The organism is Protaetiibacter mangrovi, from assembly GCF_024752305.1.
In the GTDB taxonomy this organism is placed as follows: Bacteria; Actinomycetota; Actinomycetes; order Actinomycetales; family Microbacteriaceae; genus Homoserinibacter; species Homoserinibacter mangrovi.
Window position 1 is genome coordinate 453,745 of sequence record NZ_JANTHX010000004.1, and the last position, 25,435, is coordinate 479,179.

Below are 25,435 nucleotides of genomic sequence, written 5' to 3' on the forward strand. Positions count from 1 at the left end.
GGCGACATAGGTCGATCGACCGATGTTGCGGGGAGGTGCGCACGCGGAGCGTGGGGACACCGAACGGAAGGAGCGTCCCCATGGCGCGATTCATGGATGTCCACGACGGATTCGTGGGCGTGACCAAGCAGCAGCTTGAGGCGGCCCACGAGGCCGACCTGGCGATCGAGGGCGAGGAGGGCGTGCACTTCGAGCGCGCCTGGCTCGACCCCGACTCGGGCAAGGTGTTCTGCCTGTCGACCGGGCCGTCGCGTGAGGCGGTGATGCGCATCCACGAGCGCGCCGGCCACCCCACCGCCCAGGTCTACGAGCTGCCGATCGAGGTATGACCACCTCGGCAGACTGTCGTGCGGAGCGCCGTCGTCGTCGGCGTGCGCTCCGCACGGAGCGGAGGCTGCGGAGGAATGCGCTGCGCGCCCGTCAGGAACGGCAACAGCTCACGACGCTGCGCTGGTTCGCGCGCGGCGGGTGAGTGCGTCTGGCTTGTCGGGCATCGCCGGGGACGTATTGACCCTCAATTCCTTGTCGGGAAAGCTACCCCTGATTGATCTTGACCATCGGCTGGGGGTAATTGGTGACCGAATCGAACTCTGAGACCGGGCCGCAGTTCGAGAAGCGTGTACTGGCACTAGCGCGAGCAATCCATGACCCCCTTGGCACCCAGGGTGCCGAGATCTACGAGGGCCGAGAGCGCGACTCGGTCTTTACCAATGAAAGCCAGGTTCACGTCTACGAAGTGACGACGCTGCGCACCAAGGAGAAGGCCGAATACGACGGCCAGAAACTCGTCGACATGATGAAATCTCTCGCGGCGAAGCCGGAGAATCTCTATCGGTCCGTCAATGGCTGGTTTGTTACTCGCGAGGAACCGACACCTGAGCAGCGGACCGTGATCCAGGCGTTGGCGAAGAAGAATGCCCTACCTCTGAAGGCAATCAGTGCAAGCACGCTATTGCAGAGAATCTGCAACTCCGAGCTCTACCTTCAGCAGCGTGACAGTGCGCCCTTTGGGAGTCTCGCGTACGCGCCGGCGGCCAGCGGCGCGGGATTTCGCGTCGACGTTGACTTCGAGACGATCGGGAATGGTCCGCGAAGCGTGGGCAACGTGTCGGACGCGTTGCTAGGCGGCCGACACATCGTACTAACGGGCGATTTTGGTGTCGGCAAGAGTCACGGACTCCGCGAGATATACCGATCGCTGCGCCGTGATCACTTCCGCGGGAATAAGCTCACGCGCTTCCCCGTCCATATCAACCTTCGCGATTGCGTCGGGCTTCGAACCCCGGCGGAAATATTTCGCCGTCATGCGGAGGACATCGGCTTTGTTGAGGAGCGAAGCCTAATTTCCGCTTGGCGTTCAGGTGGGGTTGTGTTGCTTCTCGACGGATTCGACGAGATCGTCCCGGTTCGTTGGATGGGGAATGCCGCCGATCTCCGGGAGGTCCGCTGGGAGGCGATGGCACCGATACGTCGACTCGTTGAAGAGACCCCAGAAGGTACTGGCATCATCATCTGCGGACGACCCAACTATTTCTCGACGAACGACGAGATGAAAGTTGCTTTGGGGTTCGACTCCCGCGCCGACTCGATCTTCCTCGCGGACTTTGACCACGGCCAGATAGCTGAGTACCTACAGAAGGCAAGCGTGGATTGGCAGGTACCCGACTGGATACCGGGACGTCCACTCCTCCTCGGGTATCTCGCGAGCATGCATGAGGTGAGTGGCGACTCTGAGGAGATGGATCGTTCGGTCGCCTGGCGGCAATTGCTGCAGGCGATATGCCAGCGGGAGTCGCGCATGTTTGCGGCGGTTCGTGCCGAGACCATCGAGGCGATCGTTGCGAGAGTTGCGACTCTGGCGCGGTCTGCCGGAAATGAGATTGGTCCAATCGGGATGGACCTCATGCGGGCAGCATTCATCGCGGTAAACAACAGGCAGCCAGACGAGGAGGGCCTCCAGCTCTTGCTCCGGCTGCCGGGCCTTTCAGTCGACGGTGGAAGTCCAGACGAATCTCGCGTCTTCGTTGACCTAGACCTCGCTGATACGGCGTACGGGATTGATCTCGCCGGATATCTTTCGGCACCACACGCCGAGCACCCGCTCAAGAGCGTGGCGTCCTGGGTTTCCGCTGCAAGCGACCTGGGGGTGGCGGTTGCAAGCGACGTTGCGACGGAGAACGGTGTCACCGGCGCGGCGGTGCTGGCTGTGGCCAAGACGCGCGACAGTTCCGGACAGTTCGATGCGATTCTTGCTGATGTGCTGCGTGTCGCCGAAAAGCAAGGCGTCGACGAAGACCGCCTGAAGCAGGACTACCTCGTAGAGGGCGTCATCTTTGACGAATTGGAGTTGTCCGGTGAGGAACATGTGCTCGGCTATGTTCGCTTTCAGGACTGCATATTTCACAGCGTCGACCTAAGCGCTGTGGAGCAGGGCGGCAGCTATCCGGTATTCAAGCGTGGCTTGATTGGGCTCCTCAATGGAGTCACCGCCGTGCCTTCGTGGCTAGAAGACTCGTTCGTCGACGTTGAAATCGAGCGCTTCAGTAGTAGCTCGCAGACGACATCAGGCATCATGCAACTCAACCTCAGCCCTCTCGACAAGATCGCTCTATCCATCCTCAAAAAAATCTACGGACAAAGAGGCACTGGGCGGAAGGAGGGAGCGCTTTCGAGAGGGCTTGACTTGAGTCTACGAGAGCAAGTTCCTGGCGTGATATCGGAAATGATTTCAGCGGGCTGGATTCAAAAAAATACAGCTGGCAAGAGCATCATCTATGTCCCGGTGAAGTCCAGACGGAGCGAGGCGCTGCAGGCACTTGAGGCTCCGGGAGATTTTCGACTTCGGCGGTAACCGCGTCAGACCCAGTCGCCGGTGGCGAGGTACTGCACCTTCTTGGCGATCGACACGGCGTGGTCGGCGAAGCGCTCGTGGTAGCGCGAGGCGAGGGTCGCGTCGACGGTGTCGACCGTCTCGCCCTTCCAGGTCTCGCCGAGCACCTTGTCGAACACGGCGAGGTGCAGCGCGTCGACCTTGTCGTCCTCGTTGCGGATGTGCTCGGCGATCGCCGTGTCCTCGGTCTCGAGCAGCTCGGTGAGCTTGCGGGCGATCTCGACGTCGAGCGCCCCCATCTCGCGGAAGGTCGAGCGCAGGCCCTTCGGCACGACCTTCTCCGGGAAGCGGTAGCGGGCGAGTTGGGCGATGTGCTCGGCCATGTCGCCCATCCGCTCGAGCGACGCCGAGATCCGCAGGGCGCTCACCACGATGCGCAGGTCGCGGGCGACCGGCTGCTGGCGGGCGAGGATCGTGATGGCCAGCTCGTCGAGCTCGGTCGCGAGCGCGTCGATCTTCTGGTCGTCCTCGATGACCGTCTCGGCGAGCGCGACGTCCGATTCGTTGAACGCGCGCGTGGCGTTGTCGATCGAGTCGGCCACGAGTGTGGAGATCTCGACGAGGCGCTCCTGCACCTCACGCAGTTCCTGCTGGAACACCTCGCGCATCGGATCTGATCCTTTCCCCGCCGGGTTCTGTGCCCGGCATTCGTCGGCATGCGGCGGCCCGGGTCCCCGGGCGACCGCCGTGCAACCGTCCCGCGGGAAGGTTAACGAGCGGTGTCCGGGCCGTGAACTTCCCTGTAAGGGATGTCGAGACCTCCGGCGTCCGACATTCGGTCCTCTTCGGCCCGCCCTAATCTAGTCCCATGGACGCCGCTTGGCTCGTGCCCGCCGCCCTGGGCTTCGGGCTGCTGGTCGGCGTCGGCGGCGCGGCGGCGGTCGTCGCCGCCCATGCGCGCGGCCAGCGCGCCGCCGCGGTCGTCACCCCCTCCGTGCCCGACGGCGTCGAGGAGGTCATCGACGCGCTCGAGACCGCGGGCATCGTGCTCGACTCCTCCAACAACGTCGTCAGCTGCTCGACCGCCGCCGTGGCGCTCGGGCTGGTCTGGAACCACACCCTCGTGCACCAGGAGCTCGTCTCGCTCGTCGACCGCGTGCGCTCCGAGGGCTCGGCCGCGAACGAGGAGATGCAGCTGCCGCGCGGCCCGTTCGGCGACGCCCAGGTGCACCTGCTCGTGCGCGCCGCCCCGCTCGGCGCCCGCTTCGTGCTGGTGCTCGCCGACGACCGCACCGAGGCGTACCGCCTCGAGGACGTGCGGCGCGACTTCGTCGCGAACATCTCGCACGAGCTGAAGACGCCGATCGGGGCCATCGGGCTGCTGGCCGAGGCGCTCGAGTCGGCCGCCGACGAGCCGGATGAGGTGCGCCGCTTCGCGAAGCGCCTCACGATCGAGGCGGAGCGGCTGCGCACGCTGACGCACGAGATCATCGAGTTGAGCCGCCTGCAGGCCGCCGACGCCCTCGAGCACGCGGAGCGGGTGAACGTGGACTCGGTCGTGGCGCAGGCCGTCGACGCCAATCGGGTCGCGGCCGAGTCGCACCGCATCACGATCGTGGCGCAGGCCGACGCGACGGCGGTCGTCTGGGGCGACGAGTCGATGCTCGTGACCGCCGTGCACAACCTCATCGCCAACGCCATCCAGTACTCGCCGGACGGCACCCGCGTCGGCGTCGGCGTCGCCCGTCGCGACGGCGCGATCGAGATCGCGGTCACCGACCAGGGCGTCGGCATCCCCGAGTCCGAGCGCGACCGCGTCTTCGAGCGCTTCTTCCGCGTCGACTCCGCGCGCAGTCGCCAGACCGGCGGCACCGGCCTCGGCCTCGCCATCGTCAAGCACGTGGTGCAGAACCACGGCGGCGACGTGCGCGTGTGGTCGCAGCAGGGCCGCGGCTCGACGTTCACCATCCGTCTACCGGAGGCCGCCCCGGCCGCCGCCGCACCATCCCGTGGAGCCCCCTCGTGACCCGCATCCTCATCGTCGAAGACGAGCCCTCGCTCGCCGAACCCCTCGCCTTCCTGCTCGGCCGCGAGGGCTACGACACGGTCATCGCCGGCGACGGCCGCGCGGCGCTCGCCGAGTTCGACCGCGGCGGAGCCGACCTCGTGCTGCTCGACCTCATGCTGCCGGGCCTCTCCGGCACCGAGGTGTGCCGCGAGCTGCGCAGCCGCTCGAGCGTGCCGATCATCATGCTGACGGCGAAGGACTCCGAAGTCGACATCGTGGTGGGGCTGGAGCTCGGCGCCGACGACTACGTCACGAAGCCCTACTCGAGCCGCGAGCTGCTCGCCCGGATCCGGGCGGTGCTGCGCCGCCGCGTCGAGATCGAGGAGGACCCGATCGAGGCGGTGCTGGAGGCCGGCCCGGTGCGTATGGACATCGAACGGCACGCGGTGTCGGTCGACGGCACCGAGGTCGCGATGCCGCTCAAGGAGTTCGAGCTGCTCGAATTCCTGCTGCGGAATGCCGGACGGGTGCTCACGCGGGGGCAGCTCATCGACCGCATCTGGGGCTCCGACTACTTCGGCGACACCAAGACCCTCGACGTGCACATCAAGCGCATCCGGGCGAAGATCGAGCCCGACCCGTCGAACCCGAAGCTGCTCGTGACGGTGCGCGGACTGGGCTACCGCTTCGAGCACTGAGCGGCGCGGTACGCGCCGCCCGGCTCAGTTCGCGGGCAGCAGGTCGGCGTATTCCGGCAGCGTCGCGTCGAGCACCGGGATCTGCAGCCCGCTCTGGTCCTTGCTGGTGTGGACGACCGCGTCGAGCAGGCCGCCGGGCTGCTCGCCGAGCGGGTCGAGGATCACCTCGTCGTCGTCGGAGCCGAACTGCGTGCTGCCGTGGGCATGCGCGGTGGCGTCGATCTCGTGGTACTCGCCGTCGACCGACCACTGCAGGGTGAAGTCGATGTCGGCGCCGGTCGTGTTGACGGCGGTGCCGATGAGGCTGCCGGTCTCGCCGTCGTCGCTGAGCACGAGCACGTTGCGCAGCTCGAGCTCGCCCATCGTGAGGCTGACGCCGTCGCTCGCGTCGTAGGGGTGGCTCGTCTCCGGCGTCATCCAGAGCGCGCAGCCGGAGAGAGAAAGGACGAGGGCGCCGCTCAGGGCGGTGGCGGCCACGGCACGTGCTCTCACGGGGATCCTCCAGATGTAGACGTCGAGCCCCTCCAGACTAGCGGCAGCCGCGAGGGCCCGACGCCGCCCGGCCCCGGCCGGGGCACCGCCGCTGTGATAAAATGAGAGGTCTGCGGAAGGAACAACTCCATGCTCTTCGAGGTCGGCGAGACGGTCGTTTACCCCCATCACGGTGCGGCAACCATCATCGAGGTGAAGGACAGGGTCATCAAGGGTGAGACCAAGAAGTACCTGAAGCTCAACGTCACCCAGGGTGATCTCATCATCGAGGTGCCCGCCGAGAACGTCGACCTGGTCGGCGTCCGCGACGTGATCGGCAAGGAGGGGCTCGACCGGGTCTTCGAGGTGCTGCGCGCCCCCTTCACGGAAGAGCCCACGAACTGGAGCCGCCGCTACAAGGCGAACCTCGAGAAGCTCGCCTCCGGCGACGTGATCAAGGTCTCCGAGGTCGTGCGCGACCTGTGGCGCCGCGACCAGGATCGCGGTCTCTCGGCCGGTGAGAAGCGCATGCTCGCGAAGGCGCGCCAGATCCTCATCTCCGAGCTCGCCCTCGCCGAGAAGACCGACGAGGAGAAGGCGTCGACCGTCCTCGACGAGGTCCTCGCGTCCTGATCGCCGCTCCTCCTAGGCTCGTGGCATGAGCGGGCTGCCGGATGAGGTGCGCGTCGCCGTCGTGGTCGTCGCCGCAGGCGGCGGTACCCGCCTCGGCCAGGCGCAGCCCAAGGCGTTCGTCGAGCTGCACGGCGCCACGATCCTCGAGCACGCCCTGCGCGGCGTGTTCGCGGCGACGCACCCGGCGCAGGTGATCGTGGTCGCGCCGCACGCGCTCGTCGCGCGGGCGCGCGCGATCGCCGAGCACGTCGCGGGAGTCGCATCCGGGCACCTCTCCGTGGTCGCCGGGGGCGAGACCCGCCAGCTCTCGGTGAGCGCGGGCCTCGCGGTGCTCGCCGACGGCGTGGAGGCGGTGCTCGTGCACGACGCGGCGCGGGCGCTCACGCCGAGTGCGCTCATCGACCGGGTCGCCTCGGTGGTGCTCGAGGGCGGCGGAGCGGGGGTCATCCCGGCGTCTCCTGTGGTCGACACCGTGAAGCGGGTCGACGGGGATCGGGTGGTCGAGGCGGTCGATCGCAGCGATCTCGTGCACGTGCAGACGCCTCAGGGCTTCCCGCGCGACGCCCTCGTCGCGGCCTACGCCGCGGCAGGCGAGGACTACACCGACGACGCCGCGCTGTTCGCGGCGGCGGGCGGCGCCGTCGTCACCGTGCCCGGCGAGCCGCGGGCGTTCAAGATCACCACCCCCTGGGATCTGAACCGGGCGGAGCACCTGCTCGACGCGGGTGCTCGCATCCGCACGGGCGTGGGCGTCGATGCCCACCGCTACGACGACGCGGTGCCGCTGTGGCTCGGCGGGGTCTACTTCCCCGACGAGCCGGGGCTCGACGGGCACTCGGACGGCGACGCCGTCATCCACGCGATCTGCGACGCGCTGCTCTCCGCGGCCGGGCTCGGCGACATCGGCTCGCGGTTCGGCTCGGCCGCGCCGGAGTTCGCGGGTGCGCCGAGCGAGGTGTTCCTGCGCGAGACGCTCGCCCTCGTCGAGGGCGCCGGCTTCCGGGTCGGGAACGTGGTGGTGCAGATCATCGCCAACCGCCCGCGCGTGTCGGCACGACGGCTCGAGATGGAGGCCCGTCTCGGCGAGCTGGTCGGGGCGCCCGTGAGCGTCGCGGGCACCACCTCGGACGGGCTCGGATTCACGGGGCGGGGCGAGGGGCTCGTCGCGATCGCGAACGCGCTGCTCGCACGCTGAGCACGACGGCCACCGCGATCAGGATCACGGCGCCGCCCACGACGACCGCCGTCGCCCAGGCGGGCCAAGCGGCGAGGGCGCCGCCGGCCACCGCGGAGGCGCATCCACCCGCCACGGTCGCCGTGAGGGTCACGGGGTCGAGGGGCTCGCCCGCCGGGTAGGTGCCGAAGGCGGCGGCCCCGTCGGCGGTGAGCGTCGCCGGCGCATCCGTCCACGTCACCGTGTCGCCGTCGCTCGTCGCGTCCGCGAGGTCGAGCTCGGCGAACGCCACCCCGTGCGCGTCGACGGCGTCGCCCGCCTGGGTGGTGCCCGTCACGTCGAGCAGCAGCGTCGCACCCCCCGCGTCGACGACGATCCGGGGGTCGGCGACCGTCGTGTCGAGCACCCCGCCGTGCCCGGTGAACCGCACCGGCCCGTCGAAGGCGAGTTCGAGGGCCCCGTCGTCGCGCGCCGCCCCCGTGCCGTCCGCCCAGGTGAAGAGCGGCGTCGCATAGCTCGCGCCTCCCGCCGTCGTCCACTCGCCGTTGGCGATGGAGCCGTCGATGTAGGCGCGGAAGCTCTCCTTGAAGCCCCAGACGAGGGTCGCGTCCGAGACGGTGCACCCCGCGTCCTCCTCCGCCGCCGCGGGCACGGCGGGGAGGAGCGCGACGCCCAGGGTCAGCAGCGCGAGCCATGCGGCGCGCCAGCGCGCACGCGAGGGCACGGATGGCACGGGCGGCTCCCTCGAGAGGACGGGCGGGGATGAGGCAACCCTAACCTCCGGAGCCGTGCGCATGCCGCCGCGTCATCCGGACCGTCACGCGGGGGCGCGTCGGTAAACTCGGGCCGTGACGATCCGCCTGTACGACAGCCGCGCCCAGGCGCTGCGCGACTTCGCGCCCCTCGACGAGGGCAAGGTCGGCATGTACGTGTGCGGCCCCACCGTGCAGTCGTCGCCGCACGTCGGGCACCTGCGCTCCGCGCTCGCCTACGACCTGTGGCGGCGCTGGTTCGCGTACCGCGGCTACGACGTCACCTTCGTGCGCAACGTCACCGACATCGACGACAAGGTGCTGGCGAACGCATCCCCGCACGAGCCGTGGTGGGCGGTCGCGTACCGTGTCGAGCTGGAGTTCAGCGAGGGCTACCGCGCCATCGGCATCCTGCCGCCGACGTACGAGCCGCGGGCCACGGCGAGCGTGCCGCAGATGCAGGAGATCATCGCCGCGCTCATCGACCGCGGCCACGCCTACGTCGCCGACGACGGCACGGGCGACGTCTACTTCGACGTGCGCACCTGGCCGGCCTACGGCGAGCTCACCCGGCAGAGGGTGGCCGACATGGCCGACTCGCCGGATGCGGCCACCCGCGGCAAGCGCGACCCGCGCGACTTCGCGCTCTGGAAGGGCACCAAGGAGGGCGAGCCGGCGTCCGCGTCGTGGACCTCGCCGTGGGGCGCCGGGCGCCCCGGCTGGCACATCGAGTGCTCCGCCATGTCGAAGCGCTACCTCGGCGGCGAGTTCGACATCCACGGCGGCGGCCTCGACCTGCGCTTCCCGCACCACGAGAACGAGCTCGCCCAGTCGGCCGCGGCCGGCGACGGCTTCGCGCGCTACTGGGTGCACAACGGCATCGTCATGGTCGAGGGCCAGAAGATGTCGAAGTCGCTCGGCAACTCCATCTACGCGGCCGAGTTCCTGGCCCTCGCCCCGCCCGTGGTCGTGCGCTACTACCTGGCGAGCGCCCACTACCGCTCGAGCATCGACTACCACCCGGGTGCCCTCGAGGAGGCCGAGGCCGCGCTCGACCGCATCGCCGGGTTCCTCGAGCGCGCGGAGCGCGCCCTCGAGCCGAGCGGTCTCGCCGGACCGGGCGACGGTCACGTGCCCGAGGCGTTCGGCGCCGCCATGGACGACGACCTCGGGGTGCCGCAGGCTCTCGCGGTGCTGCACGAGACGGTGCGCGCCGGCAACACGGCGCTCGACGCGGGCGACCTCGAGCAGGTCGCCGTGCTGCGCGAGCGCGTGCGGGCGATGGCCGGAGTGCTCGGGGTCGATCCGACGGCACCCGAGTGGGGCGACGACGGGTCGGGTGCGGTCGCCACCGCGCTCGCGGCGCTCGTCGAGAAGCTCATCGCCGACCGCACCGACGCGCGGGCGGCCAAGGATTTCGCCGCGGCCGATCGCATCCGCGACGAGCTCGCGGCGGCCGGGATCGTGATCGACGACACCCCGGCGGGCGCCCGATGGAGCCTCGCATGATCACGACCTCGATCCAGAACACGCAGGGGAGCTGCTGATGGCCAAGCCGGGACGCCCGGGCGCGCGCAAGAACAAGAAGGGCGCGACCGCGGGCACAGGAGGCCACGGGCGCAAGGCGCTCGAGGGCAAGGGACCGACCCCGAAGGCCGAGGACCGCAGCTGGCACGTCGCCGGCAAGCGCAAGGCCGCGAACGACCGCCTCGAGGCCGCGCGGGCGCGCCACGGCAAGCCGGATGCGTCCGGCAAGCGTCCGCCGCGCCCCAAGAAGGCCGACGACGGCGAGCTCGTCACGGGCCGCAACTCGGTCGTCGAGGCGCTCCGCGCCCGCATCCCCGCGTCGACGCTCTACGTGGCGGCGCGCGTCGAGATGGACGACCGGGTCAAGGAGGCCCTGTCGATCGCGACGAAGCGCGGCATCCCGGTGCTCGAGGTCATGCGCCCCGAGCTCGACCGGATGAGCGGACCGGATGCGGTGCACCAGGGGCTCGCCCTCAAGGTGCCTGCGTACGAGTACGCGCATCCGCTCGACCTGCTGGAGGTCGCCCACGGCACGGACCGCCCGCCGCTCCTCGTCGCGCTCGACGGGGTGACCGACCCGCGCAACCTCGGGGCGATCATCCGCTCGGCGGGCGCGTTCGGCGCGCACGGCGTGATCGTGCCGCAGCGCCGCTCGGTGGGCATGACCGCGTCGGCGTGGAAGACCTCGGCGGGCGCCGCCGTGCGCGTGCCGGTGGCGATGGCGGCGAACCTCACGCAGACCCTGCAGTCGCTCAAGAAGGCGGGCGTCTTCGTGCTCGGTCTCGACGGGGGCGGCGACACCCCGCTGCCCGGCATCTCGTTCGCCGACCGGCCGATCGTGATCGTCGTCGGCTCCGAGGGCAAGGGCCTCTCGCGGCTCGTCACCGAGAACTGCGACGCGATCGTGTCGATCCCGATCCAGGCCGACACCGAGTCGCTCAACGCGGGCATCGCCGTCTCGGTCGCCCTCTACGAGGTCGCGAAGCTGCGGGCCTAGCCGCTCAGCGTGACGCGAGGTAGCGCCGCACCGCCTCCGCCGAGGTGGCGTGGTCGACGACGTCGGGCTCACCCGAGGTCGTGATCGATCCGACGACCTCGCCGGCCACCCGCAGCGGGATCGACCCGCCGTGGGCCTTGAACACCTCGTGGTCGACGTCCGCGCGCTCGGCGAAGGGCGTGCCCGCCTCCTCGTGACGGCGGCGCACCAGCAGCGACGGCTCGCCGAAGCGCATGACGACGGCGTGCTTGCCCGCCAGCCACGGGTCGTTGCCGGGACCCGAGGTGCCGAGCTTCGCCTGGAACACCACGTCGCCCCGCAGCGCGATGCGTACGGCGAGGTTCAGCCCGCGCTCGTCGATCACCTCGACCGCCGTGAGGCCGAGGTCGACGGCGTCGTCGTTGTCGAACGACGGCAGGTCGAGCACCTCCTCGCGCTCGAGATCGGCGACCGTGTACTCGGGAAGTCCGCTCATCAGACCTTGGCCCTCCAGTCCTCTTCTCCGTCGTCGACGACGGCGATGGGCAGCGTGATCGCCGAGGTCTGCGGTCCCACCACCGTCACCTCGTCGCGGCGGTGCCGCAGCACGCTGTCGACGTAGGAGGTGAGCGCCTCCGCGAGCGGCACGTTGCGCTGCTGCTCCTGCGAGAGGTACCAGCGGTGGTCGAGCAGCTGGTGGAACACCTCGGCGGGTTCGAGCTTGCTGCGCAGGTCCCTCGGGATCGAGCGGATGACCGGCTCGAACACCGAGACGAGCCACTCGTGCGCCACCATCTCCTCGTCCTCGTCCGACTTGCCCCGCACCGCACGGTAGGCGTCGAGGTCGTTGAGCAGGCGCCGGGCCTGGTTCTCGCCGGCGTCGAGCCCGGTGAGCCGCAGCAGGCGCCGGGAGTGGTGGCCGGCGTCGACCACCTTCGGCTGGATCCGCACGCTCGTGCCGTCGTCGCCCTTGCGGATCGAGAGCTCCTCGATGTCGAAGCCCAGGTCGTTGAGGCGCTCGACGCGCTCGCGGATGCGCCAGCGCTCCGCCTCGGGGAAGGTCTCGGATGCGGTCAGCTCGCGCCAGAGCGATCGGTAGGCCGCGACGATGCCGTCGGCGATGTCGACCGGGTCGACCGCCTCGTCGAGCCGGCCCCCCGACTGCAGGTCGAGCAGCTCGCCCGCGATGTTGATGCGGGCGACCTCGAGGTCGTTCTCGCGCTGCCCGTTCGAGAGCCCGCCCTCGTAGAGTTTGCCGGTCTCGGCGTCGACCAGGTAGGCCGCGAAGGAGCCCGCGTCCCGGCGGAAGAGGGTGTTCGAGAGCGACACGTCGCCCCAGTAGAAGCCGATGAGGTGCAGCCGGGCCAGCAGCAGGGCGAGCGCGTCGACGAGGCGCGTCGCGGTGTCGGGACGCAGCGCCTGCGAGTAGAGGGCGCGGTAGGGCAGCGAGAACTTGAGGTGGCGCGTGACGAGGGCGGGGGCGAGCTCCTCGCCGTCGGCCGAGATGCGGCCCGTGACGACGGCGACCGGTTCGACGCATGGCACGTCGAGGCGCTGCAGCGTGCGCAGCATCTCGTATTCGCGGCGGGCGAGCTCGGCCGTGGTCTCCTTGATCGCCACCACGAAGCCCTCGAGGTGCACGAAGCGCACGAGGTGCCGCGAGATCCCCTTCGGCAGCGCGGCGATTGTCTCCTCCGGCCACGACTCGAGCGGCAGCTGCCACGGCAGGTCGAGCAGCGCCGGATCCGGAACCGCGGAGGTGATGGACAGGGTGGAGCTCACGCTCCGAGCCTAACGACGAAGGCCGCACCCCGGTGGGGGTGCGGCCTTCGCGGATGCGGTGCGTGCTTACGCGGTGGCGCCCGCGGCGATCGCGGCGGCGTTCAGGCGCTCGCCCGACTCCACGTCGAACGCGTGCACGTGCTGCGGCAGCGGGGTCACGACGACCTTCTCGCCGGCGTCCGGGTGGTTGCGGCCGTCGACGCGCGCGATGATGTCGACGCGGTGGCCGTCCAGCTCGGTGTGGCCGTAGAGGTAGCCGTCGGCGCCGAGCTCCTCGACGACGTCGACCTCGACGGTCAGGCCGTCGCCCGACTTCGCGATGGCCACGTCCTCGGGGCGCACGCCCACGATGACCTTGCCGCTCGTGGCGTGGGCGAGCACGTCGCGCTCGACCGGGGTCACGGCGGTGCCGAACTTGACGCCGCCGTCGGTGACGTCGGCCTGGAACAGGTTCATGGCGGGCGAGCCGATGAAGCCGGCGACGAACACGTTGTTCGGCTTCTCGTACAGGTCGCGCGGCGAACCGACCTGCTGCAGCACGCCGTCCTTGAGCACCGCGATGCGGTCGCCCATGGTGAGCGCCTCGGTCTGGTCGTGGGTCACGTAGACGGTGGTGACGCCGAGGCGGCGCTGCAGCGAGGCGATCTGGGTGCGGGTCTGCACGCGCAGCTTCGCGTCGAGGTTCGACAGCGGCTCGTCCATGAGGAACACCTGGGGCTGACGCACGATGGCGCGGCCCATGGCGACGCGCTGACGCTGACCACCGGAGAGCGCCTTCGGCTTGCGGCCGAGGTAGGGCTCCAGGTCGAGCAGCTTCGCGGCCTCGAGCACGCGGGCGGCGCGCTCGTCCTTGCCGACGCCGGCGATCTTGAGCGCGAAGCCCATGTTCTCGGCGACCGTCATGTGCGGGTAGAGGGCGTAGTTCTGGAAGACCATCGCGATGTCGCGGTCCTTCGGCGGCACGTCGGTGACGTCGCGGTCGCCGATCAGGATGCGGCCGTCGTTGACCTCTTCGAGGCCGGCGAGCATGCGCAGGGTCGTGGACTTGCCGCAGCCGGAGGGGCCGACGAGGACCAGGAACTCGCCGTCGTCGACCTCGAGGTCGATCGCGTCGACCGCGGGGCGGGTCGATCCGGGATAGATGCGGGTGGCCTTGTCGAAAGTGACGGATGCCATGGTGATTCGTTCTCCTTCACCGGCAGGTACGTGCCGGACGATCCGTAGTGAATGGAAAGACCGACGGCGTCGGTGCCGACGATCCCGCCCAGTATGTCACAGCGGTTCGGGGCGCCCGTCTTCAGCATCCGTCCGGACGCTTCCCAGATTGGCTCCCTAGCATCGCAGAGCCGCCGGATTGGCGTCCGGTCGCGCGCGCGTCGTATTCTCTCGAACGCGCTCCGCACACCCGAGAACGAGGATCGATGACGTACGGCGAGGCCGATCGCCCGGAGCCCGGGGGCAACGAAGCCCGGGCCGCCGCGAAGGAGCGCGCCCGCGAACTGCGCACCCAGCACCGCAAGCAGGAGCGCCGTCGCCGGGTCGTCCTGCAGCTCAGCGTGCTGGGCGGGGCGCTCGTCGTCATCGCCGTGGTGGTCGTGACGCTCATCACGATGAACCAGTCGCCCGCGCGCGGTCCGCTCAACATGGCGAGCGACGGCATCAAGATCGGCACCGACCTGAAGGCGATGCGCACCACCGCGCTCGCGCCCTCCGCCACGCCCATCCCGTCCGAGACCAACGCGCCCGACGTCATCGACATCCAGCTCTACGTCGATTACCTCTGCGCCAACTGCGGCGCCTTCGAGACCAACAACGACGACCAGCTGCGCAAGTGGGTCAGCACGGGTGCGGCGACGCTCGAGATCCATCCGATCGCCCTGCTCACCACGAAGTCCGCCGGAACCCAGTACTCGCTGCGTGCCGCCAACGCCGCCGCCTGCGTGGCCGAGTACTCGCCCGACCATTTCTTCGACTTCCACGAGTCGCTGTTCGTCGACCAGCCCGAGGAGGGCTCGGAGGGGCTGTCCGACGATGAGCTGCTCGACCGGGCCACCCGGGCGGGCGTCACCAACACCTCCAAGATCGCGAGCTGCATCGAGAAGAAGCGCTTCGCCGCCTGGGTGCAGGCGGCCACCGTGCGGGCCCTCAACGGCCCGATCCCGAACGCCGACATCCCCGCGATCACCACGGCGCCCACGATCATCGTCGACGGCAAGCAGTTCCAGTACACGAAGGACTTCGACCCGAACGAGCTCGCGCAGTTCGTGACGGGAGCGGCGGGTGCCCAGTACACGGCGACGCCGACCCCGACGCCCACACCCACCCCGGCGCCGTAGGTAGGCTTGCTCACCGTGCGCGAAGCGCACGGTGCCTCCTTAGCTCAGTTGGCCAGAGCGTCGCTCTTGTAAAGCGAGGGTCGTCGGTTCGAATCCGACAGGAGGCTCCACCGGACGGAGGGCCATGTCGCACGAGCACGCGCTGCGTCCGTTCGTGACGGTCGCGGCGCTCGCCGCGGCGGTCGTCTCGGGCGGGCTGGTGGCGCTGCAGGCGCGCATCAACGGCCAGCTCGCCGTCGAGCTCGGCCACAGCGTGCTGACGGCGCTCATCTCCTTCGGCGTCGGCACCCTCGCCTGCGCCCTCGCCCTGCTCGCCTGGCCGCGCGGGCGCACCGGCCTCGTACTCATCCGCGACGCCGTCCGCGACCGGCGGATGACGCCGTGGTTCCTGTTCGGAGGCGTCGCGGGCGCCCTCATGGTGACCACCCAGGGGCTCACCGCCCCGGTGCTCGGCGTGGCGCTCTTCACCGTGGCGCTCGTCGGCGGTCAGACGATCGGCTCGCTCGTGATGGACAGGCGGGGTGTCGGCGCGATGGCGGCGACGCCGCTCACCCCGCCGCGGATGGTGGGCGCGGCCCTCGCGGTCGCCGCCGTGATCTGGGCCGTCTCCGACCGGCTCCACGGCGACGTGGCGTGGCTGCTGCTGGTGCTGCCGTTCCTCGCGGGGATCGCCGTGTCGTGGCAGCAGGCGGTGAACGGCCAGCTGCGCCAGCAGGCGCAGTCGGCGCTCAGCGCCACCTTCGTGAGCTTCCTCGCCGGCACGGCCGTGCTGGCGGTCGCCGCGGCGGTCGAGTGGCTCGTGGCGGGACCCGCGCACGCGCTGCCCGCCGAACCCTGGCTCTACCTCGGCGGGCTCATCGGCGTCGTGTTCGTCGCCGGGGCGGCGGCGATCGTGCCGTTCACCGGGGTGCTGCTGTTCGGGCTCGCGACGATCGCGGGCCAGCTCGCCGTCGCGGTGCTGCTCGACGTGCTGTCGCCCGTCTCGGACACCGGGCTCGACCTCGCGACCGTCGGGGGCGCCGCGCTCGCGATCGTCGCGGTCGCCGTGGCGTCGATCCGCCGACCCGGTCACCGCGGGGGCGGGGTCACAGACTCGACAGGTGCTTCTTCGCCGTGATGGGGGAGCGGCGTCCGCTCTTCTTCGCCGGCCTCGACCCGACGTAGAGCCAGCCGAGCAGGCGCTCGTCCGGACCGAGCCCGTGGGCCCGGTGCACCGCTTCGGCGCGCGTGTAGTGGCCGGTGCGCCACATGACGCCCCAGCCGGCCTCGTCGAGCAGCAGGCTGAGCGCGTGGGCGACACCCGAGGCGACGGCCTCCTGCTCCCAGTCGGCGACCTTGCCGCTCGGCTTCGGCGACACGACCACGGCGAGCAGCAGCGGCGCCCGCAGCGGCTTGCGGGCGAGCTTCTCCGCATCCGACCCGCTCGCGCCGCTCGCCTCGGCGATGGCCCGACCCACACGGTCGCGCGCCTCGCCCCGGATGGCGACGATCCGCCACGGCCGCAGGGCCGCGTGGTCGGCGACCGTGCCCGCCACCTCGAGCAGCTTGCGCAGCTGCTTGTCGGTGGGGGCGTCGTCGCCGACGCTGGAGTGGGACCGCCGCCGCAGCATCGCCTCGGCGGCGGGACCCGTCTTCGCCATGCTCAGTGCTCGGCGGTCTCGCCCTCGGCCTGGAAGCCGAGCGAGAGCGAGTTCATGCAGTAGCGCAGTCCCGTCGGCGTGCCGAAGCCGTCGTCGAAGACGTGGCCCAGGTGCCCGCCGCAGTTCGCGCAGCGCACCTCGGTGCGCACCATGCCGAGCGAGCGGTCCTCGATCAGCTCCACCGCATCCGGGTTCACCGAGTCGTAGAAGCTCGGCCACCCGCAGCCCGAGTCGAACTTGGTGCCGCTCTTGAAGAGCTCGGCACCGCACGCCGCACAGGTGTAGAGGCCCGCGCGGTGCTCGTCGAGCAGCTCACCGGTCCATGCGCGCTCGGTTCCGGCCTCCCGCAGCACGCGGTAGCGGTCGTCGCCGAGCTCCTCGCGCCACTGATCGTCCGTCTTGCTGACCTTGTAGCCCATCGCGTTCCCTTTCCTCGCACATCCTAGGTACCCGCACCGGGCACCCGCTCGATACAACGTCGCGGGACGACGCGGAGTTCCCGGATGATGGCTGCATGGCAGAGGGCACCGCCGACTGGTACCGGCGCGCGGCGGGCGAGCTCGCGGCCACCTCCCCGAGGCAGGTGGAGTGGTGCCTCGGGGTCGCCGACGACCGGCGCATGCTCGAGCTGCTCGACGCCCTGCCCCGGCCCGCCCGGCAGCCGTCTCTGCTGTTCGCGGTCGCCGCGTGGCTCGGGGCCCCGGATGCGCCGTACCCGGCGTGGTCGGCGTGGCTGCTCGGGCGCGCCGACGCGCTCGCCGCCGAGCTTCCCGTGCGCCGGGTGCAGACGAACGAGCCGGGCCGCTGCGTGCCGCTCCTCGCGGGACTCGACCGCATCGCCGGCCCGATCGCGCTGCTGGAGCTCGGCGCCTCCGCGGGGCTCTGCCTCGTCCCCGAGCGCTACGGGTACCTGCTGCGCACCTCCGACGGGCCCGTGGCCCTCGGCGCCGGACAGCCGGTGCTGGAGGCCGATCTCGACGGTGGCGCCCTGGCGCCGCGGGCGCTGCCCGACATCCGGTGGCGCCGCGGCGTCGACCTGGATCCGGTGGACGCGACCCGCGACGACGGGCGGCGCTGGCTCGCGGCATCGCTGCCGCCCGACCGGCCGGAACGCCTCGCCCGGCTGCGCGCGGCGCTCGCGGCGGTCGCCCCGGACCCGCCGCTCGTCGTCGCCGGCGACGCCCTCGAGGCGATGCCGGGCGCCGCGGCGGACGCTCCGGGCGGGACGACCCTCGTCGTGGCCTGTCTCGGGACGGCGGTCTACCTGCCCCCCGCGGACCGGGCCCGGCTGCTCTCCGAGATCGCGGGTATCGGCGCCCGCGCCCTCACCTTCGAGGCGCGCACGGCGATCCCGGAGGTCGCCGAGCGCTGGCGGGAGCTGGCCGCGGAGGGACGCGCGGACGCCGGCGCGGCCTTCGTGCTCGCCCTCGACGGCGAGCCGCTCGCCTCCGGTTCGCCGCACGGCGACCGCCTCGTCGGGGTGCGCCCCGCGGGTCGCGACGGCTGACGCGCGCCGCGCTCCTAGGCTGACGGCGACGATCCGTCGGTCGAGGAGGTGAACCGTGCCCGCAGATGCCGGTGCCGCACGCCTGCCGACCGAGGCGACCCAGCTCGGGCTCGACCCCCTGTCGCTGCGCGTGCTCGCGTTCGAGGACGCCTGGAGCGGCCGCGCCGGTGCCAAGGCCTCGGCGATCCGTGCGGAGTTCGACGTGGCGCCCGCACGTTACTATCAGCTTCTGTCGGCGATACTCGATTCGCCGGCAGCGCTGCGCCACGATCCCCTCCTGGTGCGTCGACTGCAGCGCATGCGGGAGGCCCGGGCGGCTGCCCGCGCGTCCCGAACTTTCCGCATCGACACTCAGGACCCGATCGACTAGATGGCCAGCTTCCCCCGCGACCGCTTCGACGACATCCCGTCCGACGTCGACCGCGTCGGCGCGCACCGATCGCCCCGCAAGCGCGGGCGCGGGTGGATCGCCTTCGCGTGGTCGGTCGTGGCGACCGCGGTGCTGGTCGTCGTGGGGTTGTTCGCGCTCTCGTTCTTCGACTCGCGCTTCCAGCTGCCGTTCGCGCAGGAGAGCGCCACCCCGTCCGAGACGCCGACGGTGATCGAGACCGCCGAGCCGGTCACCGACCCCTCGACGCTCGACCCCGCCTACCTCGCGGCCCTCACCCTGTCGGTGCTCAACGGCACGCCGACCCAGGGGCTCTCGAACACCGCCGGCGACCAGATCGCGGCGGCCGGATGGCCGAACCCGAGTCGGGCGGCGGCGTCGAACACGAGCGAGCCGCTGACGATCGTCTACTACTCGAACCCCGACGACGAGGGTGTCGCCCGCGGGATCGCCCAGCTCGTGGGGGCGACCGACGTGCAGCTGTCGGACGCCTTCCCGACGGCCGCCATCACGGTGGTCCTGGGCGCGGACTACGTGCCGCCCGCCGCCGGCTGAGAGGCGCGATCGGGCCCGGAACGGGGCCCGGTGTTACGCCGATGTTTAATCTGCGTTGAATCTTCCGCACGGCGGGCCTTTTGGGGCTCCCGGCGCGATCCGGCTCCCGATCCGCTCGCTAGCATCGCCCCAAGTGCAGCCGCGAGGCGGCTCGCACAGCGACAGGAACACAGCAGGGAGCACGACGATGGCCAACGGAACCGTGAAGTGGTTCAACGCGGAGAAGGGCTTCGGTTTCATCACCGCGGACGGCGGGCAGGACGTCTTCGTCCACTACTCGGCGATCGACATGTCCGGCTACAAGGTGCTCGAGGAGGGCCAGGCCGTGACCTTCGAGATCGGCGCCGGCCCCAAGGGCCCGCAGGCCGAGTCGGTCCGCCCCTCCTGAGCGACCTCCGGACGCGCCGCGGATGGCGGTCGCGGGCTCCGGACCGCGCCCTAGCATGAGCGCATGCTGCTGAGGGGGCGCCGGGCGACGGCGGCCGTCGCGCTCGCCGCGACGGCGGTGCTGCTCGCCGGCTGCACCCCGGCGGCGTCGATGCCGACGCCCACGCCGACCCCGAGCTACACCTCGGACTACGAGACGCCCGCGCCCGTCGTGCTCGCCCCGCTCACCGGGCTGCCCGTCGACGACGCGGCGAGCCTCGCCCATCCGTCCCTGGCCGCGAAGATCGACAACCACTGGGACGCCCGGCCGCAGGTGGGGCTCGAGCAGACGGACCTCGTGTTCGAGGAGCTCGTCGAGGGCGGCCTCACGCGCTACGTCGCCGTGTGGCATTCGCACGTGCCGGCCGAGATCGGGCCGATCCGCTCGATCCGCCCGATGGACCCCGACATCATCTCGCCGTTCGGGGGCATCGTCGCGTACTCCGGCGGCCAGTACCGCTTCGTGCAGCTCATGCGGTCGACGAACGTCTACAACGCCATCCACGGTCAGGCCGACACGGACGCGGTGATGTACCGCACCTCGAGCAAGGCGGCGCCCCACAACGTCATCGTGAAGGCGCCCGAGCTGATCGCGATGCACCCCGACCTCGCCCCGCCGACTCAGCAGTACTCCTTCGCCGACGAGGCGTCCGGGGCGACCGCCGCCCGGGAGGGCACGCCGATCGCGGGCGTCGACCTGGTCTTCGGCGGCTCGTCGCATCCCTCCTGGCGCTGGGACGCCGCGTCGGCCCGATGGCTGCGCTCGCAGGACGCCGTCGCCGACACGGACTCGAACGGCGCCCAGCTGGCAGCCGTGAACGTCGTGGTGGTGCGGGTGGGTGTCTCGAACGACGGCGGCGTGCCGAAGACCGAGCTCGTCGGCGCCGGCGAGGCCTGGGTGCTGTCCGGAGGTGCGATGGTGCACGCCTCGTGGTCGAAGGCCGACCGCACCTCGCCCATCCGCCTCGTCGACGACACGGGCACCGTCATCCGGCTCGCGCCGGGCAACAGCTGGTTCGAGCTCGTGCCCCACTCGGGGTCGATCACCACCGTCCCCGCGGCCTGAGCGGGGGGCGTGCTCGCCGCGCGCGAACGCGCGTCCGCTCGGCTTGCACTCGCTGGGGGCGAGTGCCAGACTGGTCCCTGGCACTCGTCATCTGCGAGTGCCAGTTCACTGTGGATCACGTCCGGGAGGGACGACACAACCAATGGCTAAGATCATCGCTTTCAACGAGGACGCCCGTCGCGGCCTCGAGCGCGGCCTCAACACCCTTGCCGACGCCGTGAAGGTCACGCTCGGACCCCGCGGCCGCAACGTCGTGCTCGAGAAGAAGTGGGGCGCCCCCACCATCACGAACGACGGCGTCTCCATCGCCAAGGAGATCGAGCTCGACGACCCGTACGAGAAGATCGGCGCGGAGCTCGTCAAGGAGGTCGCCAAGAAGACCGACGACGTCGCGGGTGACGGCACCACCACCTCGGTCGTGCTCGCCCAGGCGCTCGTGCGCGAGGGCCTGCGCAACGTCGCGGCCGGCGCCGACCCCATCAGCCTGAAGCGCGGCATCGAGAAGGCCGTCGCGGCCGTCGAGACCGAGCTGCGCGCCAACGCCAAGGAGGTCGAGACCAAGGAGGAGTACGCGGCCACCGCGTCCATCTCCGCCGCCGACCCCGAGATCGGCGCGCTCATCGCCGAGGCCATCGACAAGGTCGGCAAGGAGGGCGTCGTCACCGTCGAGGAGTCGAACACCTTCGGCACCACGCTCGAGCTCACCGAGGGCATGCGCTTCGACAAGGGCTTCCTGTCGGCCTACTTCGTGACCGACCCGGAGCGCCAGGAGGCGGTCTTCGAAGACCCGTACATCCTGATCGTCAACGGCAAGATCTCGAACATCAAGGATCTGCTCCCCATCGTCGACAAGGTCATCCAGGCGGGCAAGCAGCTGCTCATCATCGCCGAGGACGTCGACGGCGAGGCTCTCGCGACGCTCGTCGTGAACAAGATCCGCGGCATCTTCAAGTCGGTCGCCGTCAAGGCTCCCGGCTTCGGCGACCGCCGCAAGGCGCAGCTGCAGGACATCGCGATCCTCACCGGCGGTTCGGTCATCTCGGAGGAGGTCGGTCTCAAGCTCGAGAACGCCACCCTCGACCTGCTCGGCCAGGCCCGCAAGGTCATCGTCACCAAGGACGAGACCACGATCGTCGAGGGATCCGGCTCGGCCGAGCAGATCGCCGGTCGCGTCAAGCAGATCCGCCAGGAGATCGAGAACACCGACTCGGACTACGACCGCGAGAAGCTCCAGGAGCGCCTCGCGAAGCTCGCCGGCGGCGTCGCCGTCATCAAGGCGGGCGCGGCCACCGAGGTCGAGCTCAAGGAGCGCAAGCACCGCATCGAGGACGCCATCCGCAACGCGAAGGCGGCCGGCGAGGAGGGCATCGTCTCCGGCGGTGGCGTCGCCCTCATCCAGGCGGGCAAGACGGCGTTCGAGAAGCTCGAGCTCTCGGGCGACGAGGCCACCGGTGCCAGCATCGTCAAGGTCGCGATCGACGCGCCGCTCAAGCAGATCGCGCTCAACGCGGGTCTGGAGCCCGGTGTCGTGGTCGACAAGGTGCGCAACCTCCCGGTCGGCCAGGGCCTCAACGCCGCGACCGGCGAGTACGTCGACATGCTCGCCGCGGGCATCAGCGACCCGGTGAAGGTGACCCGTTCGGCGCTGCTCAACGCGGCCTCGATCGCGGGCCTGTTCCTCACCACCGAGGCCGTCGTGGCCGACAAGCCCGAGAAGACCCCGGCTCCGGTCGGCGACCCGACGGGCGGCATGGATTTTTGAACTGAGACCCTGAGGTCTCACGACAAACGATCAGCGGGCGGCTCCCACAAGGGGCCGCCCGCTTCGTGTGTCCTCTGGGCTGGTTTCGACACGCCCGCTGCGCGGGCTACTCAACCAGCGGGACCTCCGTCAGCGCGCGAACAGCCTCGTGTTGTGCTGCTCGATCTCCGCGTACTGCTGACCGGCCTGGGCGAGGGCCGAGCCGATGGCGGTGAGCGAGTCCTCGACGTGCCGCTGGGTGACCCGCCACTCGTCGACGACGCCGCGGAACGCGGCGGCTGCGCTGCCCGTCCACGTCGCCTGCAGCTGCTCGAGCTGCGCGTGGAGGGCGCCCACCTCGCCCTGGATGCGTCCGACGGTCTGCCGGGCGGCCGCCGCGTGCGCGAGGACGGCTTCGCTGTCTACCTGGAATGTGCTCATGCCGCACACGCTAGGAGCGGGGCGCCGCCTTCTCGGCGGGTCCGGGTGCCTCCGGGGAGGCCTCCGCGTCGTCCGCCGTGTGCAGGAGCGGGATGCTGACCCGGAAGGTCGCACCCCCGCCGGGGGTCTCGAGCACCTCGACGTGCCCGTCGTGCGCGCGCACGATGCCCGCGACGATCGCGAGACCGAGCCCGGAGCCGCCCGTCTCGCGGGTGCGCGAGGTGTCGGCCCGCCAGAACCGCTGGAAGATCTTCTCCCGCAGCTGCGGGGGGATCCCCTCGCCGTGGTCGACGATCGACACGACCCCGAAGCCGCCCGCGCGGTCGACGCCGACCTCGAGCTCGATGGGGCTGTCGTCGGGCGTGAAGCGCATGGCGTTGCCCATGAGGTTCGTGATCACCTGGCGCAGCTTGTTCTCGTCACCGCAGACGATCGGCCCGACGCTCGGCATCGTGGAGCTCGTCTCGGTGGCGCCCGCGGTGGTCTCGGCCGTCGCCGGGCGCCGCCGCCGCAGGCGGGCGAGAGCCGACCCGGCGAACGAGATCGGACCCGTCGCGGTCGTCGCGGGCGGTGTCGTCGCGGTCGAGCCGGGCTCGGGCGTCGGGTCGGCGGCCGCGAGGTCCACCGCCTGCCGCGGGTCGATCGACTCGGGCACCACGACGGTGATCCGCCGCAGCGGCGCCGAGGCGGATGCGTCGAGGGCGGCGTCCTGGGCGATCGGCAGCAGGTCGACGGGGGCCTGGGGCACCTCCCGCGGCTCGTCGAGGCGGGCGAGCTCGAGCAGGTCCTCGACGAGTCCGCCCATCCGGATCGCCTCGCGCTCGATGCGGTCCATCGCCTGCGCGACGTCGTCGGGGTTCTGCAGCGCCCCCATCCGGTACAGCTCGGCGTAGCCGCGCAGCGACACGAGCGGGGTGCGCAGCTCGTGGCTCGCGTCGCCGACGAAGCGGCGCATCTGCTCGACGGCGCGCTGCCGGTCGGCGAGGGCGAGGTCGATGCGGGCGAGCATCGCGTTGAGCGAGCGGTTGAGGCGACCCACCTCGGTGTTCGGGGTGGCGCCGCCGAGGCGCTGGCTGTAGTCGCCCGCGGCGAAGCGGGCGGCCGTGCGCTCGACGTCACGCAGGGGGGTGAAGGTGCTCGTGACGAGCAGCTGGGTCACGGCCGCGCCGAGCAGCACCACGGCGATCGCGAACAGGAAGAAGATGAGGCTGTAGCGGGTGATGGTCGCGTCGATGTCGGTGAGGTCGATCCCCGACACGAGGGTGAAGAAGCTCCCGTCGTCGCCGACGTAGAAGGTGGTGGTGACCCGCCACTGCCCGGTGCCCGTGGCGTCGCTGACGGTCGTGAGCTGCCCGTCGTGCTGGTAGCTCCACGAGGAGGTCATGAGCGACAGATCCGGCTGCAGGTACTCCTCGGGCACGTTGTCGCAGATGGTGTCGCCCTTGGCGTCGACCAGTGCCACGAGATACCCGGGCGCGTAGCGCACGTTGCACGCGGCGACCTGCGTCGCATCCATGTTCTGCACCTGCTGCGACCACGCGCGCACGGTGGTGTCGCGCTGGTCGAAGAGGTAGGTGCGCAGCACGGTCATGGTGCCCATGCCCGCCACCGCGAGACCGAAGGTCAGCAGCAGCACCGTGACGCCCGTGATCTTGGTGCGCAGCGAGATGCCGTTCCACCAGCGGTCGAACGAGGCGTGCAGCTTCGGCATCAGGCGCCTCGCATCCGTGCGTCCGCGATGGGACGGCGGCTCACGCCTTGGCGGTCTTGAGCATGTAGCCGAAACCGCGCTTCGTCTGGATCATCGGCTCGACCGAGTGCTGGTCGATCTTGCGGCGCAGGTACGAGATGTAGCTCTCGACGATGCCGGCGTCGCCGTTGAAGTCGTACTCCCACACGTGGTCGAGGATCTGCGCCTTCGACAGCACCCGGTTCGGGTTGAGCATGAGGTAGCGCAGCAGCTTGAACTCGGTGGGGGAGAGCTCGACCGAGATGTCGCCCACGGTGACCTCGTGGGTGTCCTGGTCCATGGTGAGCTCGCCGGCGCGGATGATCGCGTCCTCCTCGTCCTGCATGGTGCGGCGGAGGATCGCCTTGATGCGCGCGACGATCTCGTCGAGCGAGAACGGCTTCGTGACGTAGTCGTCGCCGCCGACCGTGAGGCCGGTGATCTTGTCCTCCGTGTCGTCCTTGGCGGTGAGGAACAGGATGGGCGCGGTGTAGCCCGACGCGCGCAGTCGCTTGGTGACGCCGAAGCCGTTCATGTCGGGCAGCATCACGTCGAGGATGATCAGATCGGGCTCCTCGTCGAGGACCGCGGAGATGGCCTGGGCGCCGTTGCCCACCGCGCGCACGGCGAAACCGGCGAAGCGGAGGCTGGTGGTGAGGAGGTCGCGGATGTTGGGCTCGTCGTCGACGATGAGGATCTTGGGTCCGTCGCTCATGGCATCCATTATCCTGCATGTTCGCTGAATGTCACCTGGA

27 protein-coding genes and 1 tRNA gene are annotated in these 25,435 nt (G+C 70.5%); 17 read left to right on the forward strand and 11 right to left on the reverse strand.

What is annotated here, in order from left to right:
• Positions 1-80 precede the first annotated feature (80 nt).
• Both NUH29_RS04400 and NUH29_RS04405 read left to right on the forward strand, forming a co-directional pair.
• The gene (locus tag NUH29_RS04400) at positions 81-329 is read left to right on the forward strand and encodes an SCO4226 family nickel-binding protein (RefSeq protein WP_258797795.1); all 249 of its coding nucleotides are present in this window, start codon (positions 81-83) and stop codon (positions 327-329) included.
• Between the two features lie 245 nt (positions 330-574).
• A complete protein-coding gene (locus NUH29_RS04405; protein ID WP_258797796.1) occupies positions 575-2,851 on the forward strand; it encodes an NACHT domain-containing protein in 2,277 nt (758 codons plus the stop codon).
• A 5-nt stretch (positions 2,852-2,856) separates the two neighbouring features.
• Here the strand turns inward: NUH29_RS04405 and phoU are convergent, their stop codons facing one another.
• Positions 2,857-3,498 carry a phosphate signaling complex protein PhoU gene (gene phoU, locus NUH29_RS04410; RefSeq protein ID WP_258797797.1) on the reverse strand — a complete coding sequence of 214 codons (642 nt, stop codon included), beginning with the start codon at positions 3,496-3,498 and terminating at the stop codon, positions 2,857-2,859.
• Positions 3,499-3,698: 200 nt separating this feature from the next.
• Between phoU and NUH29_RS04415 the strand changes: the two genes are divergently transcribed.
• Positions 3,699-4,856 carry a sensor histidine kinase gene (locus tag NUH29_RS04415; RefSeq protein WP_258797798.1) on the forward strand — a complete coding sequence of 386 codons (1,158 nt, stop codon included), beginning with the start codon at positions 3,699-3,701 and terminating at the stop codon, positions 4,854-4,856.
• On the forward strand, positions 4,853-5,536 hold the full coding sequence (locus NUH29_RS04420; RefSeq protein ID WP_258797799.1) for a winged helix-turn-helix domain-containing protein: 684 nt from the start codon (positions 4,853-4,855) through the stop codon (positions 5,534-5,536). The genes NUH29_RS04415 and NUH29_RS04420 overlap by 4 nt, the downstream gene beginning before the upstream one ends.
• A 24-nt stretch (positions 5,537-5,560) precedes the next feature.
• Here the strand turns inward: NUH29_RS04420 and NUH29_RS04425 are convergent, their stop codons facing one another.
• A complete protein-coding gene (locus tag NUH29_RS04425; protein WP_258797800.1) occupies positions 5,561-6,028 on the reverse strand; it encodes a hypothetical protein in 468 nt (155 codons plus the stop codon).
• A gap of 129 nt (positions 6,029-6,157) precedes the next feature.
• On the opposite strand from NUH29_RS04425, the gene NUH29_RS04430 reads away from it, so the two are divergent.
• On the forward strand, positions 6,158-6,640 hold the full coding sequence (locus NUH29_RS04430) for a CarD family transcriptional regulator (protein WP_258797801.1): 483 nt from the start codon (positions 6,158-6,160) through the stop codon (positions 6,638-6,640).
• Between the two features lie 25 nt (positions 6,641-6,665).
• A complete protein-coding gene (ispD, locus tag NUH29_RS04435; RefSeq protein WP_258797802.1) occupies positions 6,666-7,835 on the forward strand; it encodes a 2-C-methyl-D-erythritol 4-phosphate cytidylyltransferase in 1,170 nt (389 codons plus the stop codon).
• On the opposite strand, the gene NUH29_RS04440 is transcribed toward ispD, so the two are convergent.
• On the reverse strand, positions 7,780-8,547 hold the full coding sequence (locus NUH29_RS04440) for an HtaA domain-containing protein (RefSeq protein WP_258797803.1): 768 nt from the start codon (positions 8,545-8,547) through the stop codon (positions 7,780-7,782). The genes ispD and NUH29_RS04440 overlap by 56 nt on opposite strands.
• Before the next feature lie 115 nt (positions 8,548-8,662).
• On the opposite strand from NUH29_RS04440, the gene cysS reads away from it, so the two are divergent.
• Positions 8,663-10,075: a cysteine--tRNA ligase gene (gene cysS, locus NUH29_RS04445; RefSeq protein ID WP_258797804.1), complete on the forward strand. Its 1,413-nt coding sequence runs from the start codon at positions 8,663-8,665 to the stop codon at positions 10,073-10,075.
• A gap of 37 nt (positions 10,076-10,112) precedes the next feature.
• Positions 10,113-11,090 (forward strand): 23S rRNA (guanosine(2251)-2'-O)-methyltransferase RlmB, encoded by a 978-nt coding sequence (gene rlmB, locus NUH29_RS04450; RefSeq protein WP_258797805.1) that lies wholly within the window; start codon positions 10,113-10,115, stop codon positions 11,088-11,090.
• Positions 11,091-11,094: 4 nt separating this feature from the next.
• Here rlmB and NUH29_RS04455 read toward each other — a convergent pair whose 3' ends face one another.
• The 3 genes from NUH29_RS04455 to NUH29_RS04465 form a co-directional block, all read right to left on the reverse strand.
• Entirely contained in the window at positions 11,095-11,565 is a 471-nt protein-coding gene (locus NUH29_RS04455; RefSeq protein ID WP_258797806.1) for a heme-degrading domain-containing protein, read from the reverse strand.
• Positions 11,565-12,851: a DUF4032 domain-containing protein gene (locus tag NUH29_RS04460; protein ID WP_258797807.1), complete on the reverse strand. Its 1,287-nt coding sequence runs from the start codon at positions 12,849-12,851 to the stop codon at positions 11,565-11,567. The genes NUH29_RS04455 and NUH29_RS04460 overlap by 1 nt, the downstream gene beginning before the upstream one ends.
• Positions 12,852-12,917: 66 nt before the next feature.
• Positions 12,918-14,027 (reverse strand): ABC transporter ATP-binding protein, encoded by a 1,110-nt coding sequence (locus NUH29_RS04465; RefSeq protein WP_258797808.1) that lies wholly within the window; start codon positions 14,025-14,027, stop codon positions 12,918-12,920.
• 245 nt (positions 14,028-14,272) lie between these two features.
• Here NUH29_RS04465 and NUH29_RS04470 point away from each other — a divergent pair, with 245 nt between their 5' ends.
• The 3 genes from NUH29_RS04470 (at position 14,273) to NUH29_RS04480 (ending at position 16,304) form a co-directional block, all read left to right on the forward strand.
• A complete protein-coding gene (locus NUH29_RS04470; RefSeq protein ID WP_258797809.1) occupies positions 14,273-15,187 on the forward strand; it encodes a DsbA family protein in 915 nt (304 codons plus the stop codon).
• Between the two features lie 33 nt (positions 15,188-15,220).
• Positions 15,221-15,297 (forward strand) — tRNA-Thr (locus NUH29_RS04475).
• 14 nt (positions 15,298-15,311) lie between these two features.
• Positions 15,312-16,304: a DMT family transporter gene (locus NUH29_RS04480; protein WP_258797810.1), complete on the forward strand. Its 993-nt coding sequence runs from the start codon at positions 15,312-15,314 to the stop codon at positions 16,302-16,304.
• Here the strand turns inward: NUH29_RS04480 and NUH29_RS04485 are convergent.
• Both NUH29_RS04485 and msrB read right to left on the reverse strand, forming a co-directional pair.
• Positions 16,273-16,827 carry a nitroreductase family protein gene (locus tag NUH29_RS04485; protein ID WP_258797811.1) on the reverse strand — a complete coding sequence of 185 codons (555 nt, stop codon included), beginning with the start codon at positions 16,825-16,827 and terminating at the stop codon, positions 16,273-16,275. The genes NUH29_RS04480 and NUH29_RS04485 overlap by 32 nt on opposite strands.
• Before the next feature lie 2 nt (positions 16,828-16,829).
• Positions 16,830-17,246 (reverse strand): peptide-methionine (R)-S-oxide reductase MsrB, encoded by a 417-nt coding sequence (gene msrB, locus NUH29_RS04490; protein ID WP_258797812.1) that lies wholly within the window; start codon positions 17,244-17,246, stop codon positions 16,830-16,832.
• Positions 17,247-17,341: 95 nt separating this feature from the next.
• On the opposite strand from msrB, the gene NUH29_RS04495 reads away from it, so the two are divergent.
• The 6 genes from NUH29_RS04495 to groL all read left to right on the forward strand — a co-directional run bounded on the left by NUH29_RS04495 (position 17,342) and on the right by groL (position 22,531).
• Positions 17,342-18,334, forward strand: coding sequence for a DUF2332 family protein (locus NUH29_RS04495; RefSeq protein ID WP_258797813.1), 993 nt, complete (start codon positions 17,342-17,344; stop codon positions 18,332-18,334).
• 55 nt (positions 18,335-18,389) lie between these two features.
• Entirely contained in the window at positions 18,390-18,704 is a 315-nt protein-coding gene (locus NUH29_RS04500) for a DUF3263 domain-containing protein (protein WP_258797814.1), read from the forward strand.
• Positions 18,705-19,277, forward strand: coding sequence for a LytR C-terminal domain-containing protein (locus NUH29_RS04505; protein WP_258797815.1), 573 nt, complete (start codon positions 18,705-18,707; stop codon positions 19,275-19,277).
• Between the two features lie 187 nt (positions 19,278-19,464).
• Positions 19,465-19,665 carry a cold-shock protein gene (locus tag NUH29_RS04510; protein ID WP_258797816.1) on the forward strand — a complete coding sequence of 67 codons (201 nt, stop codon included), beginning with the start codon at positions 19,465-19,467 and terminating at the stop codon, positions 19,663-19,665.
• Positions 19,666-19,728: 63 nt separating this feature from the next.
• Complete coding sequence (locus tag NUH29_RS04515) at positions 19,729-20,769, forward strand: DUF3048 domain-containing protein (protein ID WP_258797817.1); 1,041 nt, start codon at positions 19,729-19,731, stop codon at positions 20,767-20,769.
• Between the two features lie 142 nt (positions 20,770-20,911).
• Positions 20,912-22,531: a chaperonin GroEL gene (gene groL / locus NUH29_RS04520; RefSeq protein WP_258797818.1), complete on the forward strand. Its 1,620-nt coding sequence runs from the start codon at positions 20,912-20,914 to the stop codon at positions 22,529-22,531.
• A 129-nt stretch (positions 22,532-22,660) separates the two neighbouring features.
• Here the strand turns inward: groL and NUH29_RS04525 are convergent, their stop codons facing one another.
• The 3 genes from NUH29_RS04525 to NUH29_RS04535 are packed head-to-tail and all read right to left on the reverse strand — an operon-like array spanning position 22,661 to position 25,395.
• Positions 22,661-22,951, reverse strand: coding sequence for a WXG100 family type VII secretion target (locus tag NUH29_RS04525; protein WP_258797819.1), 291 nt, complete (start codon positions 22,949-22,951; stop codon positions 22,661-22,663).
• A gap of 10 nt (positions 22,952-22,961) precedes the next feature.
• The gene (locus NUH29_RS04530) at positions 22,962-24,662 is read right to left on the reverse strand and encodes a sensor histidine kinase (protein ID WP_258797820.1); all 1,701 of its coding nucleotides are present in this window, start codon (positions 24,660-24,662) and stop codon (positions 22,962-22,964) included.
• Between the two features lie 40 nt (positions 24,663-24,702).
• Positions 24,703-25,395 (reverse strand): response regulator transcription factor, encoded by a 693-nt coding sequence (locus NUH29_RS04535; protein WP_258797822.1) that lies wholly within the window; start codon positions 25,393-25,395, stop codon positions 24,703-24,705.
• Between the last annotated feature and the right edge of the window lie 40 nt (positions 25,396-25,435).

Excerpts from the sequence above, each read along its gene's own strand:
- NUH29_RS04400 (WP_258797795.1), top strand. The coding sequence starts at position 81 with ATGGCGCGATTCATGGATGTCCACGACGGATTCGTGGGCGTGACCAAG.
- phoU (WP_258797797.1), bottom strand. The coding sequence starts at position 3,498 with ATGCGCGAGGTGTTCCAGCAGGAACTGCGTGAGGTGCAGGAGCGCCTC.
- NUH29_RS04415 (WP_258797798.1), top strand. The coding sequence starts at position 3,699 with ATGGACGCCGCTTGGCTCGTGCCCGCCGCCCTGGGCTTCGGGCTGCTG.
- NUH29_RS04430 (WP_258797801.1), top strand. The coding sequence starts at position 6,158 with ATGCTCTTCGAGGTCGGCGAGACGGTCGTTTACCCCCATCACGGTGCG.
- ispD (WP_258797802.1), top strand. The coding sequence starts at position 6,666 with ATGAGCGGGCTGCCGGATGAGGTGCGCGTCGCCGTCGTGGTCGTCGCC.
- rlmB (WP_258797805.1), top strand. The coding sequence starts at position 10,113 with ATGGCCAAGCCGGGACGCCCGGGCGCGCGCAAGAACAAGAAGGGCGCG.
- NUH29_RS04455 (WP_258797806.1), bottom strand. The coding sequence starts at position 11,565 with ATGAGCGGACTTCCCGAGTACACGGTCGCCGATCTCGAGCGCGAGGAG.
- NUH29_RS04465 (WP_258797808.1), bottom strand. The coding sequence starts at position 14,027 with ATGGCATCCGTCACTTTCGACAAGGCCACCCGCATCTATCCCGGATCG.
- NUH29_RS04470 (WP_258797809.1), top strand. The coding sequence starts at position 14,273 with ATGACGTACGGCGAGGCCGATCGCCCGGAGCCCGGGGGCAACGAAGCC.
- NUH29_RS04480 (WP_258797810.1), top strand. The coding sequence starts at position 15,312 with ATGTCGCACGAGCACGCGCTGCGTCCGTTCGTGACGGTCGCGGCGCTC.
- NUH29_RS04485 (WP_258797811.1), bottom strand. The coding sequence starts at position 16,827 with ATGGCGAAGACGGGTCCCGCCGCCGAGGCGATGCTGCGGCGGCGGTCC.
- msrB (WP_258797812.1), bottom strand. The coding sequence starts at position 17,246 with ATGGGCTACAAGGTCAGCAAGACGGACGATCAGTGGCGCGAGGAGCTC.
- NUH29_RS04495 (WP_258797813.1), top strand. The coding sequence starts at position 17,342 with ATGGCAGAGGGCACCGCCGACTGGTACCGGCGCGCGGCGGGCGAGCTC.
- NUH29_RS04505 (WP_258797815.1), top strand. The coding sequence starts at position 18,705 with ATGGCCAGCTTCCCCCGCGACCGCTTCGACGACATCCCGTCCGACGTC.
- NUH29_RS04510 (WP_258797816.1), top strand. The coding sequence starts at position 19,465 with ATGGCCAACGGAACCGTGAAGTGGTTCAACGCGGAGAAGGGCTTCGGT.
- NUH29_RS04515 (WP_258797817.1), top strand. The coding sequence starts at position 19,729 with ATGCTGCTGAGGGGGCGCCGGGCGACGGCGGCCGTCGCGCTCGCCGCG.
- groL (WP_258797818.1), top strand. The coding sequence starts at position 20,912 with ATGGCTAAGATCATCGCTTTCAACGAGGACGCCCGTCGCGGCCTCGAG.
- NUH29_RS04525 (WP_258797819.1), bottom strand. The coding sequence starts at position 22,951 with ATGAGCACATTCCAGGTAGACAGCGAAGCCGTCCTCGCGCACGCGGCG.
- NUH29_RS04530 (WP_258797820.1), bottom strand. The coding sequence starts at position 24,662 with ATGCCGAAGCTGCACGCCTCGTTCGACCGCTGGTGGAACGGCATCTCG.
- NUH29_RS04535 (WP_258797822.1), bottom strand. The coding sequence starts at position 25,395 with ATGAGCGACGGACCCAAGATCCTCATCGTCGACGACGAGCCCAACATC.